Source organism: Euryarchaeota archaeon (assembly GCA_016207515.1).
Lineage (GTDB): Archaea > Thermoplasmatota > SW-10-69-26 > JACQPN01 > JACQPN01 > JACQPN01.
The window spans coordinates 1-16,165 of the sequence record JACQPN010000017.1; the positions used below are offsets into that span (position 1 = coordinate 1).

The 16,165-nt window shown below is 63.5% G+C and carries 10 protein-coding genes; 5 read left to right on the top strand and 5 right to left on the bottom strand.

The annotated features are described in order from the left end of the window. Nucleotides 1-175: 175 nt before the first annotated feature. Nucleotides 176-937: a right-handed parallel beta-helix repeat-containing protein gene (locus tag HY556_07425; GenBank protein ID MBI4393608.1), complete on the top strand. Its 762-nt coding sequence runs from the start codon at nt 176-178 to the stop codon at nt 935-937. Nucleotides 938-992: 55 nt separating this feature from the next. On the opposite strand, the gene HY556_07430 is transcribed toward HY556_07425, so the two are convergent. Then, complete coding sequence (locus tag HY556_07430; protein ID MBI4393609.1) at nt 993-1,829, bottom strand: class I SAM-dependent methyltransferase; 837 nt, start codon at nt 1,827-1,829, stop codon at nt 993-995. 229 nt (nt 1,830-2,058) lie between these two features. On the opposite strand from HY556_07430, the gene HY556_07435 reads away from it, so the two are divergent. Further along, nucleotides 2,059-3,474, top strand: a complete 1,416-nt coding sequence (locus HY556_07435; GenBank protein MBI4393610.1) for a tetratricopeptide repeat protein — start codon at nt 2,059-2,061, stop codon at nt 3,472-3,474. A gap of 40 nt (nt 3,475-3,514) precedes the next feature. On the opposite strand, the gene HY556_07440 is transcribed toward HY556_07435, so the two are convergent. Then, the gene (locus HY556_07440; protein MBI4393611.1) at nt 3,515-8,371 is read right to left on the bottom strand and encodes a PKD domain-containing protein; all 4,857 of its coding nucleotides are present in this window, start codon (nt 8,369-8,371) and stop codon (nt 3,515-3,517) included. Between the two features lie 404 nt (nt 8,372-8,775). On the opposite strand from HY556_07440, the gene lpdA reads away from it, so the two are divergent. Both lpdA and HY556_07450 read left to right on the top strand, forming a co-directional pair. Continuing rightward, complete coding sequence (lpdA, locus tag HY556_07445) at nt 8,776-10,164, top strand: dihydrolipoyl dehydrogenase (protein ID MBI4393612.1); 1,389 nt, start codon at nt 8,776-8,778, stop codon at nt 10,162-10,164. Between the two features lie 28 nt (nt 10,165-10,192). After that, the gene (locus tag HY556_07450; protein ID MBI4393613.1) at nt 10,193-11,314 is read left to right on the top strand and encodes a 3-methyl-2-oxobutanoate dehydrogenase; all 1,122 of its coding nucleotides are present in this window, start codon (nt 10,193-10,195) and stop codon (nt 11,312-11,314) included. Nucleotides 11,315-11,333: 19 nt separating this feature from the next. On the opposite strand, the gene HY556_07455 is transcribed toward HY556_07450, so the two are convergent. Further along, complete coding sequence (locus HY556_07455) at nt 11,334-12,659, bottom strand: hypothetical protein (GenBank protein ID MBI4393614.1); 1,326 nt, start codon at nt 12,657-12,659, stop codon at nt 11,334-11,336. 204 nt (nt 12,660-12,863) lie between these two features. Here HY556_07455 and HY556_07460 point away from each other — a divergent pair, with 204 nt between their 5' ends. Next, nucleotides 12,864-14,570, top strand: coding sequence for an amidase (locus tag HY556_07460; protein MBI4393615.1), 1,707 nt, complete (start codon nt 12,864-12,866; stop codon nt 14,568-14,570). Here the strand turns inward: HY556_07460 and HY556_07465 are convergent. Both HY556_07465 and HY556_07470 read right to left on the bottom strand, forming a co-directional pair. After that, nucleotides 14,530-15,225, bottom strand: a complete 696-nt coding sequence (locus tag HY556_07465; protein ID MBI4393616.1) for an HAD-IA family hydrolase — start codon at nt 15,223-15,225, stop codon at nt 14,530-14,532. The genes HY556_07460 and HY556_07465 overlap by 41 nt on opposite strands. Nucleotides 15,226-15,332: 107 nt before the next feature. Then, the gene (locus HY556_07470; GenBank protein ID MBI4393617.1) at nt 15,333-15,983 is read right to left on the bottom strand and encodes a hypothetical protein; all 651 of its coding nucleotides are present in this window, start codon (nt 15,981-15,983) and stop codon (nt 15,333-15,335) included. Between the last annotated feature and the right edge of the window lie 182 nt (nt 15,984-16,165).

Below are 16,165 nucleotides of genomic sequence, written 5' to 3' on the forward strand. Positions count from 1 at the left end.
GGGAGAAGGTTTTCAAGGTCCGGCGGCGATACGGTCGCCGCCGGCCAGGGGGGTCGGTTTTAGAGTTACAAGGCGGGTCGGATTAGCGAGTTACACGACACTTAACGACTTCACGGGCAATCGCCGCGGAGGAATCTACGTCGAAGCGACGACGGCGCCTTTGATAATACGGAATGTGACTGTCAAGAATTTCAACGATGCCCAAATCCGGATTTCGGCGGCCTCAAACGTTGTTATCGAAAACGTCTTCGTCCAGATTCCCACGAACGGATTCATCCGCCTCGGAATCCAAATGGAAGGCGGCACGGGCAACGTCATCAAGAATTCCACGGCCGTCTGCCTCGGGACCGGATTCATGGTCGGCTTCACGGCCTACGGGACCAACCACCGGGTAGCGGGGAACCACGCCACTGGATGCAGTACCGGAATATCCGTGACCGACGGACCGGGCCTCGTCGTGGAGGAGAATCAGGTTGATTCCTCGACGACCGGAATCGCCATCGGCGGCGGCAATATACGAGCATCACGAAATACGATTTCTGGAACCACGTCCAAAGGAATTTCATTCATAGGCTCCTACTCCAACGTCACCATCTCCCACAACCTCGTCACGAACAGCACTGGGATCGGCGTCTATGTCTCCGGCGGCAGCGGCCTCAACGTCTCAGACAACATCGTGTCGAACAACTCTGGTGGCGGCATCCGGGCCGGTGGCACGGCGGTGACGCACACGTACACGGGCAATAACGTCGCGGGGAACTCGGTCTATGGGATCTGTGCCTGCACGACCGCTTCGCTGGACCTTCGCAACAACTGGTGGGGAGACGCGTCGGGACCGAGTGGAATCGGACCGGGCACGGGCGATGTCTTGACGGGACCCTCGGGGACGCTCTTTGACCCATGGCTTGCGTCGCCTAACGGCTTGGCCGGACCGTAGGTCGCGGCACTCGATGCGGACATCCCATCATAGCGTTCGCATGCTTCGTTCGCGGCTATTTCCTCGCCGCCACAACGACCGCCTCGGCCGGCAGCACGATTCCACTCCGCGTCTTCCACTTCTGAAGGTTCGCGGTGGTCCTCTCCATGACCGCCTTCTGGACCTTGGGCTCCTCCTCCGAAAGCGAGTGCCCGATAGGGGTCCCCTTGAGGACTGCCTCGAAGTACTCGGCCTCGTCTTTTACCGTCCAGTCGTGGGTGATGCGGGATTCGTGCGCGTCCTTGAAGCCCGTGTCTTTCAAGATTTTCGCGAGTTCGCCGGGTCCGCCCATCTCGTAGGGCGTCGGGAGGTAACCGGTCTCGTCGGGTTCAGCGTATTCGAGCATCGGGCCGACGATGACATGGATGGCGGGGACGCGCTCGCCCGGGCCCCAGACGGTGGCGGCGAAGCGGCCTCCAGGCTTCAAGACGCGGTACATCTCCTTCATGGTCTTCTCCGGGTCGGTGACGATCTGCAACCCGAAGCGGGATACGGCAAGATCCATGGTTTCGTCCTTTAGCGTCAGGTTCTCGGCATCCATGACTTTGAAGTCCACGTTCGAGAGGCCGAGTTTCGTCGCTTGAGAGCGGGCGATCTCCACCATCTTGGCGGCGAGATCGACTCCCAAGACGCGGCCTTTCGGACCGACGATGGACCCCAGCGATAGCGCCGGTTCACCTGTGCCCGTGGCAACATCGAGGACGTGGTCGCCGGGTTTCGGGGTGGCCGCTTTGAGGAGATCGGCGTTGAACTTGTCGAGGTTACGTTTTATCGGGTCGTAGCGGCTTGCGCTCTCGTTCCACGTGTCTCGCGTGTAATTCTTGTAGTACTCCTCCGAATAAGTCCAAGTCATCGTTTTCCGACCTTCCCTGTCGGGGAAAGGCGGGAATCGGCTTAATCCCTCCTCGCGACGCCAACCGGGCTCTCGCCCATGGGGAGCGCGTTTCAAAACCTTCAAGGACGCGGCCCCACCATCTCCCCATCGGGAATCGGATCCTTCAAGGGCGCGCCCGGACCAGCCCCAATCGGGGCAGTGGTTCCTGCGACGGCGTGCCCGGACCGACGCCTCACCGGGGAAGCGAATGACGACGGAGAACGCAAGCGACGCAAGTGCACTGGTTGCGAACCTCAAGCGTAACCAGTTCCTCACGAACCCGGCGCTGGAGAAAGCCTTCCGTTCCGTCTCGATGGAGCCGTTCCTCTCGGAGGCATATTCCACTCTCCTCTACGTCGACGCGCCGGTGCCGTTCTACGAGAACGGCGAGGTCATCGCGACCACTATGAGTCCCCGCCTCGTGGCGATTTTGCTCGAGTCGGTGGAGCTTTCGAACAATCTCGATCTCCTCGTCTGCGGTGGACGTTCGGGTTACATCGCGGCCCTCGCGGCGAGGATGCTCCGGCGCGGCCGTGTCTCCGTCGTCGAGGAGAACCCGGCGATCCGCGAAAGGACCCAGAAGAACCTCGACGCGCTTGGGATCACGAACGCGAGCGTACTCCCGACGTTCGACCCGGGTGAGGCCGCATTCGACCGGATAATCGTCACAAACCCGGCGGTCCCGACCACGTTGCCGCGGAAGGCCCTAAACGACATGGGAATCCTGCTTGCGCCCTTGCGAACGACTTCGGGTATCAGGGGGACGTGGACGCAACGCGCGCCCGAGACGGGAGACCGTGGCCGCGCCGAGGCTACGGGGCCGATAGCCGCAAACGCAAGACCTCCGACGGGACACGCGCAATCCCAAGCACCCACCGTGGAGTTCCTGCGCGTCCTTCGTAGCGGCGACGATTGGGCGGAACTCCGCTTCGGCGCAAGCGGCTTCCCCCCGCCCCAACCGTCGTCGCGCTGGCGCGGCGCCGCCGGGAACGACCGGACTCTCTCCTACCTTTGGCGCCTCGAGGAGCTCCTTCGCGAGGCCTGGAGCGACACCGTGAAGACGGAGGGCTCGCGCGAGTTCAACGAGGTGACGGAGAAGACGATATGGAAAGGACTCGTCGCGCGCGGCATAGCGAAGGCGGATCCCACGAGGGCGCGCGTTGCGCGTGGTGCCTTCCACATGGGCCACATATTCCAAGTGACGGGCGACGCGGCGAACGCGACCGAATGCTACACGGCCTCGTTGAAGACCGTCGCCACGGCGGAAGGCTACACGTTCCGCGGGTGGACGGCGAGCTTCGGCGGCGACTACGACACCGCGATCGAGGATTGCCACCTCGCGATAGCGACGGACCCGGAGTTCGGGAACCCCTACAACGACATCGGAGCCTACCTCATCGAACTCGGCCGCCCGGAGGAGGCCATAACGTGGTTCGAGCGCGCCCTTGGGGCTGCACGGTACGAATCGCCGTTCTTCCCGCACACGAACCTCGGCCGCGTGTACATGATGAAGGGCGACAAGGAGAGAGCGAAGAGGTCTTTCCTGAAGGCGCTCGAGCTCAACCCAGGGTACGAACCGGCGAAGCGGTTCCTCGAGATGTTGGAAACTGGCGGAAGCGCCTGAGACGCCCCGCCCTGACCAAGCGTGACGAAGGCGAGACCTCTCACTTCCTCGTTACGGCCAAGTCCACCTTCGAGAACGCGTCGAGCGTGAGCTTCGGCTGCCACGAGTACTGCTTCCACACGCGCCCCGATGAGAGCCCGTCGTCCCAACCCACGAAACTGTTGTGGAGCGGGTACCAGCCGCCTCGCGACGGGAACATGTTCGTGAAGTCGTTGAGGCCGTCCCACGCCCGCGCCTCGGCGTCTCCGGCCGCGTCGGTCGTCGACGGCAGGAACGCAACTATGCGGCCCGTTCCGGGAGCGTTTCCACCTACGATCTCGACGGTCACTTCGAGTCTTCCTCCAGGTTCGAGGTAGACTTCGGGCGGCAGACGGAACGTCTCCATCTCGTAGACGTGCTCCCCCGTCGCATCGAAGCGGGCGAACGGGCCCGTGGACGAACGCGGCGAGACCGGTCCTTCGAACAAGACGCGGCCGTCGCCGGCGGTGAGCCTCACTGCGGCGGGCGCTTCGGGGTCGAGAGCGACGCGCTCGGGCGCTTGCTGCGCGAACGATACCGCAAGGCCGTAGATGCGGGAGTTGATGCCGGAGTTCGTGAGGACGACCGACAGGCCTTTTCGCTCCCCGGCCTTGATCGTCGTCGCACCCTTGCCAAGGATCGATACGGTGCTCGTCGGGGCGTTTCCGCTCCAATCGATGGGCTCCGTCGGCAGCGGCCCGCCGCACTCTTCGGAAACGTCGCAGGTGTCGTCATCTTCGTTGGTGATGCTGACCACGCGGGAGGTGGTGGCGCTCGCCCCATCGTCGTCGGTGACGGTCAAAGTGACCGTGAAGCTACCCGGAAGGGAGAAGGCGTGCGTCGGATCCATCTCGCCGCTCGTGACACCGTCGCCGAAGTCCCACTGCCAGCTCACGATAGTGCCGTCAGTGTCGCTCGACATGTCGCTGAAGGATATGCTTGCGCCAACGATGGCGGATTGTGGCGACGCCGTGAAATCCGCGATCGGCGGCACGTTCGGCGCAGGCGCTGGTTCCTCCACCGTGACGGTCTGCGAAGCGGAGGCCGTCGCGCCATCGTCATCCATCACGGTCAACGTCACAATGAAAGTCCCAGAAGACGCGTACGCGTGCGTCGGGTCCTCCGCAGCGCTTGACGCGCCGTCACCGAAGTCCCATGACCATGAGACGATGATGCCGTCGGAGTCGGCCGAAAGGTCCGTGAAATCCACTGGAACGCCCGTGGTCGCCGGTGTGGGCGACGCGTCGAAGTCGGCGAGCGGCGCTGCGTTCGGTGGCGGCGGGGGCGACACGATGCCTATCGTCTTCGAGGTCGAGGCGCTCGATCCCTGGTCGTCCGTTACGGTGAGAGTCACCGTGTACTCGCCGGCGGCGGCGAACACGTGCGTCGGATCGGGGTCGAAGCTCGTGGAGCCGTCGCCGAAATCCCATTGCCACGAGACGATCGTGCCATCTGGGTCGCTCGATTCGTCCGTGAAAAGGACGCCCGAGCCGACCTCGCCCGTGCCGGGTGAACTGGAGAAGGCGGCCGTCGGCGGCGCGTTCGGCGGCGGGGGGACCTCATCGACGGTGAGCGTAGACGAGGCGGCCGCACTGTGCCCGTCGTTGTCCGTCACGACAAGCGTCACGAGGTACTCGCCGGTCGAGGCGTACGAATGCACTGGATCAGGCTCCGCGGCGGTGCCAGCGTCGCCGAAGTCCCAGTACCATGCGACGATCGTTCCATCCGGATCGCTTGACCGGTCCGTGAAGCTCACGGGCACCCCTGGCGTCGTGGACGATGGGGCGAATGTGAAATCGGCGACCGGGGGCAACTCCACCACTACGACCAACGCCGTATCGGTGGAAGAGACGAATCCGCCCAGCCCGTCGCCCGCCGTCGCGATGGCGACGTTCTGGGTGGTGGCTGTCAAGGGGAGCGTGACCGTGAAGACGACGCTCTCGCCAGGCGCGAGGCGTTCGACCGCCCCGACTGCGCCCACGTGGTCATCGTCGACGCGTATCATCTCAAGGTCGGCGTCGCCGTCGTTTGTCGCGATGAACTCGTAGGTGACGTCGCTTCCCCGCGTCACCGACTCGGCGTCCGCCCGCTTCAAGAGGGATATGGACGGGTTCTGTACATCGATGGCATACGTCCCGCTCGCTTCGACCGGGAGCCCCAATTCGTCCAAGCCGCCGGCCGTCGCGACCCCTTCGATGTCGGCCGTCACGGCGCGTTCGATGGTGAAAGTCGCCGAACCGCCCACGGGTAGCGACGTGACGTCGCCGACGTGGCCGAAAACGTCATCCTCCACGGCGATGCCGTCTACGACGGCGTCACCGAGGTTTGCGATCGTGTAGGTGATCGTCACGTCGGACCCGCCCCTCACGGCGCTTGCCGACGGTTCCGAGCGCACCCAGAGGCTCGGGTGGATGACGCGGACGGCGGCCGAATCCGACGCAGCCACGGGCGAACCGGCCTCGTCGATGCCGACGACGTCCGCGGTCGCGGTCGTGTCGACGGTCGCGGTCTCGCTACGCTCCAGCGTCACGCTCTCGGCGGGCCCAAGGGCGAGACCGTCGACGAGGACTCCCGCCGACCTGTCGGAGAGGGTCATTTCGACGATCTGGTTGTCGCCCGTGTTCGTCATGGCATAATCCCAGACGACTTCCCCACCGTCGCGGATGATCGCGGGTGTCGCCCCCATCGCCAAGGCCATCCCCGAATCGATGACGCGAACAGCCCTCTCGGCGCGGGCCTCGACCTCGAAGCCCGTGTCGTCTTGTCCCAGTGCGTGCGGGGCGAGAAGGAACGATGCGTCGGGCGCGGTGGTCGACGTCTCGAAGGGGACGATGGCGCCCACTGGAAGTTCGTCCACGACGAAGGACGCGCCGGTGAAGGGATCGCGCAATGAGATCGAATACAACGGCACGTCGCCAAGGTTCAGGACGGCGTAGGAGACGGCGAGAGGCTCGGCCAAATGGACGATCGACGGCGCGTCCACCAAGACGCCTATCGCCGGATGGATGAGCGTGACGATGGTCGTGTCATCGTCCGAGACGGGAAGCCCTGTCTCGTCAAGGCCGCGGCCGCGCGATGCGTAAAGGTGCGTGACCGTCGGCGAGGCCGTGGCAAAAAGCGTCGCGCTCTCGCCGGGAAGGATCGAGGGGACGCTTCCGATAAGGCCGAGCGTCACGTCGTCGACTTCCACGTCGACGAGCGGTGAATCGCCCGTGTTCGACACCGTGAAGGAGAACGTCGTCTCCTCCCCCTCGTGCACACGCGCAGGGGACGCTTCCACGTCCACGTCGAGCGATGGGTGGATTATCTCGAGCGCCGCCACGGCGCTCGCGGAAACGGGCTCCCCTTCCGGTCCGAAACCGGACGCGGTCGCCGGCACGCCGCCATCGTCCAGGTCGTCGACGACGCGCGTTTGCGAGCAGGCGACGAATTGGCGGTAGGCAAGGCTATGAAGGGCGCAACCGGGGACGTTTCCCGCGCGCGAATCGGTGAGCCGCAGGTCGTCGACGGGGGCCGCGCCCGTGTTCGACACCCGGTAATCGAAGGTGACCGGAAGGCCCGCCCGCGTGATCGCCGGCGTGGCGACCGCTTTCAGCGTCATGTTCGGGATGCCCGGAGCGCGCGCCTCGACGTAGGCAAAGCCGAGGCGGATGCGGACGTCGCCCGGGACAGGTGCGGGAAGCCGGTCGCCGTGCAGCACTATCTGCATCACGTCGATGGTGGCGGTCGCGACGTTCTCCCCGGTCGAGGGGTCGGCGCCGGCGGTGTTGAAGGCCTCGCCGATGTGGACGAAACCGTACTCCGTGGTGGGATCCCGCGGATCGCTCAAGAGGTTCACGGTGACCGGGTCGGCCGAATCCACGATGAGCTGCTCGCCGCCCGCGAAAAGACGGATCTGGTCGAGGACGGCCGTGCTGTCCGAACTCGTCCTGTTCGAATGGGCGTATGCGTCGCCCTCGACACGGGCCGCGAGTTCGAGGACGTCCGGGATGGAGAATGGTTCCACGGTGACGTGGGCCTTCGCGTAGACGTCACGACCGATGATAGCCCGCTCCTCGACGATCGACACGTTCGAGTGGCCGCCAAGAGGCAACGGCGCGATGATGTGCGATTCGCTCTGGGCCTCGCCTTTCCAGGTGAGGACGGCACGTACGCCGACCGTGTCGGAGTAGGGGCTCAAAGGCAGCGTGGTGCCTTCGACGCCGCCTTCCGCGAACGCCGACCCACGGGTGCGCGGTTCGGCCGCGGGCGATGGGCATGCCGTCGAGTCGCCGGCGACCACTTTCCAACCATCCGAGGTGATGACCTGCAACCCCTTGACGCGGACACAACCGGCCGCCTCTTGAGACGTCTCCAAGATCCGCACGAGGACGCCGCCGACCTCGATCTCCGCGCTCTGGCGGAAGGACCCGAGGGGTGTGCCGAGGACGGAGAGGCCTTGGACGCCCGAACCTTGCAGCGTCCAACTCCCGTTCGGGAGGAACGTGACGGTGGCCCCGACCTGGGCGGCGGTGACGACGCTGCCGAGAACCGTTAGGCCCGTCACTTGCGATGAGGCGCGGGTGGTCTTCGTGAGGACCTCGGACTTTGCCTCAGCGAGGACCGCGGCCGCGCTAGTCCCGGCATAGAGGCCGAAATGGCCGGCGGCACGGGAATAATCGGACCCGGAGCGCGCGTGGGAGTTTGCGATCGCCACGGGCCCATATTCGTCGCCTCGGGGGTCAGTCACCATGAGGCCACGGGCCTTGGCAAGATGCGGTCCGGTCGGCGCATCCGGGATTCTGACCGCCGCGACCGTGACAAAGGCCGGCGAAAGTAGTACAAGAACTATGCATACCGCTGCTAACCGCTGCTTTCCAACCACGTTGCCCCTCTCCATCCGCGCCTCCCCCGCAGGGGCCACAGCGCGGAAACCGGGCAAGAGAAGTGCGGCGATGTGAAAATACCTTTTATCATAAGGAATCCGTATGAGTCGCCACATCTCAACGGCCTGTTTTACCGATGGCACCCAACAAGCGACCGGGTCGGCATCTCATGGGGACGCAACGCGCGTGGAGCATGTCTGGAAAACCCGTGTGGAGCGATGAGAAAATCGTCGAGGGGCCGCTTGCCGCTGGCCAAGAAATCAAGAGACCTCTTCATTTCCAATGAATTCTTTTCCGCGCGATCTTCCGTGGCGGCACGCGCGTTGCGTCCATCCCGCATCGCGTCGCCACCCCCACCGTTAAATACCGTCCGGTTTTATCCGACGACAACGGGCAGAAAAGAAGGTCTCGATCCAAAATGACACGAAAATTCGACGCCGTCGTCATCGGCGCAGGCCCCGGAGGCTACGTGGCCGCCATACGCCTCGGCCAACTCGGAAAAAAAGTCGCCGTGATCGAGCGCGACCGCGTGGGCGGCGTCTGCCTCAACGTCGGCTGCATCCCGTCGAAGGCACTCATCCACGCGGCACGGGAGAAGCGCCGGATGGAACACGCGCAGGAGATCGGCCTCGTCGTGGGGCCGGTGAGGGTCGACATGGCCGCACTCCAGAAGTGGAAGGCCGGAGTCGTCGAGAAACTCACCGGCGGCATCTCGCAACTTCTCAAAGCGAATAACGTCGAGGTGGTCAAGGGCGAAGCGAGGTTCACAGGCCCGAACGAGCTCCAAGTGACCGGGGCCTCCACAGAGACGATCCAGGCCGACGCATTCATTGTCGCCACGGGCTCGCGGCCGATCGAGATCCCCGGGTTCAAGTTCGACGGCAAGCGCGTCCTCACGAGCACAGAGGCCCTGGAACTTCGCGAGATCCCGCAATCGCTCGTCGTCATAGGCGGCGGTGCCATCGGCCTCGAAATGGGCACTCTCTATCACAGCCTCGGCGCGAAGGTGACCGTCGTCGAACTCATGGACCAGATCGTCCCTGGGATGGACACGGAACTGGCGACGACCTACGGACGGCTCCTCAAACGCAGGGGCATCGAGGTCCATCTCAAGGCCGCAGCCAAAGAGTTCGACGGAAAGAACGTGAAGGTGCAGACGGCCGACGGCGAGACCCTCAACATCCCGGCGAGCCACGTTCTTGTGACCGTCGGACGACGCGCGAACACCGACAGGCTCGGCCTCGACAAGGCGGGCGTCCAAGCGGACAAGCGCGGCATCATCTCGGTGGACCACCAGATGCGGACCAACGTCTCGCACATCTACGCTATCGGCGACGTCGCCCCGGGCCCGATGCTAGCCCACAAGGCCTCCAAGGAGGCGGTGGTCGCCGCTGAATCGATAGCCGGTCACAAGGCGGCAAACGACTTCCAGACGATCCCGGCCGTCGTCTACACCGACCCGGAGATCGCCTCCTGCGGCCTCACCGAGGCGCAGGCCAAGGAGAAAGGGCACGAAACGAGGACGGGGAAATTCCCGTTCGCCGCTTCTGGAAGGGCCCTTACGACGAACGACGCGGACGGCTTCGTGAAGATAGTCATCGACAGGCCGACGGGCGTCGTCCTAGGCGTGCACATCATCGGAGCGAACGCCTCCGACCTCATCAGCGAGGCCGCGCTCGCGATCGAGATGGGTGCTACGGCCGAGGACCTTTCACTCACCGTCCACCCGCATCCGACGCTTCCGGAGGCGTTGATGGAAGCGGCCGAGGCGGCGCTCGGCAAAGCGATCCACCAGGTGAATAAGTGACCGGCACTCCCGGGTCAAGGTGATGGCGATGGTTAGGAAGGAGGATGCCGGCTACAATGCGCCCGCGAGCCTCGAGCCGGACGACACGCATCTTTTCCAGTTGATCGGACCAAAAGGCGAGGTGCCTTCCCGTTTCGAGCCGAAACTATCACGCGACTCGCTCCTCCACGTCTACCGCACCATGGTCTTCCAACGGATGATCGACGAGCGGATGATGAACCTCCAGCGCCAGGGCCGCATCGGATTCTACGGAGCGACAACCGGGGAGGAGGCGACACCGATCGCAAGTGCCGCCGCGCTCGACCCATCCGACTGGATCTTTCCTGCGCTTCGACAAGGCGGAACACTTCTTTATCGCGGCTATCCGTTGAAAAAATGGCTCGGGAACCTCTTCGGCACGCTCGACGATCCCGCCAAAGGCCGATCGATGCCTTGCCACTACTCGGACCGCGACTACAACGTCGTCTCGTGGTCGAGTTGCATCGGCACTCAACTCCCGCATGCGGTCGGGATGAGCCACGCCGCAAAGATCCGTGGCGACAAGACGATCGCCGCCGCGTACCTGGGGGACGGCGCCACCAGCGAAGGCGACTCGCATATTTCCCTGAATTGGGCTGCCGTCTACACGCTGCCGGTCGTGTTCATCTGCCAGAACAACCAGTGGGCAATCTCGGTCCCGACGTCAATGCAGACCGCGTCGGAGACGTATGCGATAAAGGCGCGCGCCTACGGCATGCCCGGTTACCGAGTCGACGGCAACGACGCTCTTGCCGTGTATTACGCGACGAAACTCGCCGCTGACCGCGCGCGGCGTGGGGAGGGGCCGACATTCATCGAGGCTGTCACCTACCGGATGCTCGGCCACTCGACGAGCGACGATCCGACGCGATACCGCGACTCCGTCGATGTAGAGTTCTGGAAATCCCGTGACCCGATAAAACGCCTGCGCTCCTATCTTGAGTGGAAGGGCCTCTACGACGCCAAATGGGAAGCGGCGGAGAAGTCGCAAATCGACGCGGAGATCGACGTAGCAATACCGCAGGGGGAGAAAGCCGCGCTTCCCGCCCTTGACACGATGATGGACGACGTCTTCGAGGAGCCGTCGGCTGCGCTCAAGGAGCAACTGGCGAACGGTTCGCGCCGCGTTTGACGCGGATTTGCGTTTTGTCTTACGCGTGCTGTCTCCAGTTCTGTACGACCGTCGGGCTTGAATCCCCGTCCGTGTAGGAGGCGGACAGGGAGACTCCTACGTCAGCGCACGGGATGCTTGTCGTGGATGCGCTAGACACCCACATGTCGGGGTCTGAAGAATCCCACGGCGAAAGCGTGAGCGGACCGCTCGTCACTACGCCGACCCCGGATATCGTGTGCGGGGGGTTCGACAAGTCCACAACGCCGATCTCGACGTCGTTCTGGAGGCAGGTGTCGGCCGTACCCGGCACGCTGCTCTCCGTTCCCGAGAATAGCGTGCAGATACGGTGCCCCAATGGGAACGCAGTCTGGTAGGGCTTGTGACAGCCCGAAACGATCGAGCCTAGTTCTAGCCCGTCGGTGCTCCAGATGACGCTGTGGTTTCCCACGGGGTGCTGGTAGGGTTGGTCATTGTCGCTGTGCGGCGGCAGCGTCGTGCCGGGGGCAAAGTGTGCTTCGACCCGGAAGGCTTGACATTTCCCTTGCACCGGCTTGCCGTCGGCGTCCGTGACACAGTTCGTGCCCCTAAAATTGCCAGGGAAAAACATCTTCTGCCCAGTGACTGGATCGTGCATATCGGTGTCGAATGAGAGTTCGTAGAAGATGTCGAAGAAGCTGTCGAGCTGATACTGGTCGCCGGAGGGCGTCGAAACGCGCGTGCCGACCACCTGGCCCATGGAGGGCAGGGTCGGGCTCTCCCTAATTTTGAGGGCGATAAGGATCGTGAGCTCTCTTATGGGAATCGACGGACGCGTGCTGTTCTTGCCAACGTGGACGACGCCTTGCAGTTCCATCGCGACCATCTCGATCGGGACGACGTAGGTATCAACGATGTGGACGAGTTGCTGTCCTTGGCAGAAGCCGACCGGGGGCCGAAGCTTCTGACACTGCTGCTCACTCATAGGTTGGCAAGTCGTCTGGCCGTCGGGAGTGATGAAGCAGCCGACCCACTGGACCTCGTCGTGGCCGCTCGTTTCCTGCTCCGGCCCGCGGCAGACTTTCGTAGTCCCGGCGCCTTGATCGAACTTCACCAACGCGGTATTATTCGGAACGCCTTCTTCGTTGACGGCGATGCCGCTCACGCCGCCGTCGTTGCCATTCTTGATGGTCCCCTTCGCGAGGCTTACCGCCCCCGCCGGATCGAGACGGATGAGGGCCGCGCCTGTTGAGCTGAACGCGTCGAGCGTCCAGCCATCTGGACACGTGGGGTCTGGGTGCGTGCCTCCATGGTCCGCGCTTGTGATGTTCGAAAAGCCCGAAGCTACCATTCCTAGTGTGACTGCTGCGATGAGAATCCTGCTCATACTGTCGCCTCCTCTCGGCGGACGTATCGGCGGGTTGAACCTTAAAGTTGATTCCGGACGCCGTATGAGGCGAACGGCCCGTCGATGTGATGGCAGGCAGGGCGGATGGGATAGCTGGCAACGGCAAGCTTGATATTTCCAGACAGGACCTCGCCTGTTGGGGGAAACACGATGGTAAGAGGCCGGCCACGAGGCATTGTAGGATTGGCCCTGCTGCTTGTCACGTCGGGCTGCATCAGCGCGCCTGAGACGCTTGACTCGGACGTGTCGCCTCTTTCGATGCCATCGGTCGCCACGGATTGCATCGCGGACTTGAACGGAATCGATCTCAACTATGCGACCGTGGCGGGGCTCCAATCCGCACTTGCGGCGGGCGAGATCACGAGCGCGCAGCTGGTCGACGCGTACGTTGCCCGTTTCCTCGCATTCGACGAGAGCGGTCCCAAACTCAATTCGATACAAGGGATCAGCCCGACCGCGGCCTCGTACGCGGCCGCCCTCGACGCCGAACGCGCAAATGGAACCACGCGCAGCCCCATGCACGGCATCCCCATCCTCCTCAAGGATAACGTCGGAACGAGGGACCAGGCCACGACGGCGGGCTCCATCGCGCTCGAACAGAACATGCCGCCACAGGACGCGACGCTGACGAAACGGCTGCGAGATGCGGGCGCCATCATCCTGGGAAAGACGCAACTCTCCGAGTTCGCCAACTGGGTCTCCCTGAATATGCCGAGCGGCTACAGTTCGCTCGGCGGCCAGGTGGTGAACGCCTACACCGGCGGTGACCCGAGCGGTTCGAGTTCGGGCTCCGGCGTCGCAGGGTCAATGGCGTTTGCGACCGTTACCATCGGGACCGAGACATCGGGAAGCATCCTGAGTCCAAGCAACGCGAACAGTCTGGTCGGCGTGAAACCGACGCTCGGCCTCGTGAGCCGGGCAGGCGTCATCCCGCTTGCCGCCAACTTCGATACGCCGGGACCGATGGGGCGAAACGTCGCCGACGTCGCCGTAGTCCTAGGGGCGATCGCCGGCCCGGACGACCTCGACCCGGCAACGGCTTCGAGCGCCGATCACCTTCCGTCAAACCGCGACTACACGATGGGGCTACATGCCGATGCACTCACAGGTGTCCGCCTCGGCTACGACGCGAACTCGGGCGGCGCGCTCTTCCTTCGAGCGCTCGATGACCTGCGGCGACTCGGCGCGGAAGTCATCCCGATCCAACCGAACAACGACCTCGACTCGTTGAGCATCCTCGAGATCGGCCTCATCCCCAACGAGTTCAAGTTCGGCATCAACGACTACCTCGCCAAACAGGCAGGCCCGGGACTCCCGGTGAAGGACCTCAGCGAGATCATCCTCTTCAACCAAGAGCACCCGGACAAGGTGAAGTACGGGCAGGACTTGCTTATCGCCTCGGACGCGAACCCCGGCGTCGGCCCGCTCGCGGATGTCGCCGCGATACCCGTGATAGCGGCGAGTCGCAAGGTCGCCGACGACATGTTCGCGCGGGACAATCTCGACGCCCTCATCGGGCCGAACGCACCTTACACGGGACTCGGTGCGGCCGCGGGATATCCGACGATCGTCGTTCCTGCGGGCTACAACGGCACGAGGCCGCAGGGTTTGAGCTTCTTCGGCCCTGCCTGGAGCGAGGCGCGGCTTCTAGGCTACGCCTACGCGTACGAGCAGGGAACGATGAGGCGCGAGCCTCCGACAACGGTCAACACGACGCTACTCGTGGGCGTCTGCCCCGCCTTGGCTCCTGAGAGTCCGAGCCTTGGAGCCTCCATGATCGAATCCGGTTCCAATACGGCGATCACGCTTGGCGAACGCGAAGAGAGGCCACTTGAGCGCGCGCCGTTTTCTATCGCGTCCAAGCCGCTAGCACGCCCGGCAGCTCCTTGATGTCGAGTATACGAGCATCGGGTTCCACCTCCAGCTTCGGCGGCGTCTTCCAGGTGCGATAACCGTACTCCGCGAGCACGGTCTTCAATCCCGCCTTCTTCGCGGGCGTCACGTCTCGCGGTGGATTGTCGCCCACCATCGCGACCTCACCGGGCTTCACGCCGAACTTTTCCGCAAGATGCAGGAACGGTTTCTCATCGGCCTTACCGGTTGGAAATTCCGTCATCGTGATGACGGTGTCGAAATAATCGGCAAGGCCCATAGAGTAGAGTCGCTGGCGGGCTTTGAGGCCCGGGGCATCTGTGATGATCGCGAGGCGGAGGCCTTTCTTGATGAGTTCAAGGAGCGTCTTTCCGGTCCCGGGATATGGCGCGACGAGGGCCCGCTTGGTCCGAAGATAACCCTCGATCCCGGCTGCAAGGATACGTTCGTCGACGCGCCCCATCGCGCGCTGAAGGAATTCGTTGAAGGCCGTATCAGAGTCGATGCCCACCTCGTAATAGGTGTCGATGAGCTTCTGTTCTGCCTCCTCGACCGCCATGGGAAGCCCCGCATCGACCATCGCACGCGCGGCCTCCTCGGACGAGACGCGCTTGAAGCGGACGAAATCGATGAGGGTCGCGTCGAGGTCGAAGGCGACGGCCGCGAGGGTCATGGGGGCGGATGGCCGATGGTCGTGATAAGAATCACGGAAAGACCACCAAAGTGCGCCAGCACCTCCGGTTGCGGTTTTCCCCAGAATCCCGATTCCTAACTTCGGGGCTACTCGAAGGCGCAACTCTCGGTCCCCAAGGGGCCATCCGCACAATAGCGTCCCCAATGCCAGACCTCGACATAATGTGCCTCCGATGGCGAGGAGAGGTAGAGCGGATCCCAGACGCTCACCCGGTGAGGCCATTGGATGGTCTTTGTCCCGCCAGGGGGCCAAACCACCTCCTGCTCCAGGTCCTCCTCCCGCCACGGGCCGTCCGGCGCGTCCAGATTGACGTGGCATGCCAACGACCCCACATTGATGTCGTTCGAGTTGGGACACTGGTCGATCGGCACTAGTACGCAAGTCTCGGCGCACACGAGGATGCCTTCAAGCACCAGGTCTTCGCGGTGATTCGCGATCCCGATGCCTATGGGACCGAGCGTTCGCTCGAACACGACTCTATCCTCCGCTAATGAGAACTCGAAATCGAAATCACTCAAGGCACTCGCGTCCGCCTCGTAATCACAATGGGGGACGTTGATGAGGCCCGGCACGACGATGGAGTGGAATTCATTGCAGACATCCGTCTCGACGACGCCCTCGTATCGTAGCGTGTAGTTCCCGCTGACGCCGTTGTTCACGAACGGTATCACCGGGTCCAAAGGCAGAGAATGATCCAGGATATTCGCGGTCGACCCGTACGACTCGTTCAATTGCAAGAAATACCGATGCGCTTGGTTCCAACTCGTGTTGAACCACAATGTCGCGACCCCCTCGCCGGCTGGACAATTCTCAAGTTGAATACGTAGGCCCGTTTCGAGTGAACGCTTTTGACCCCTCGGGGCTTTGCCCGAGGTGGTCAATATGAGGCGAGGCTCTGGTCGTTTTCCTCCTGAGAAGA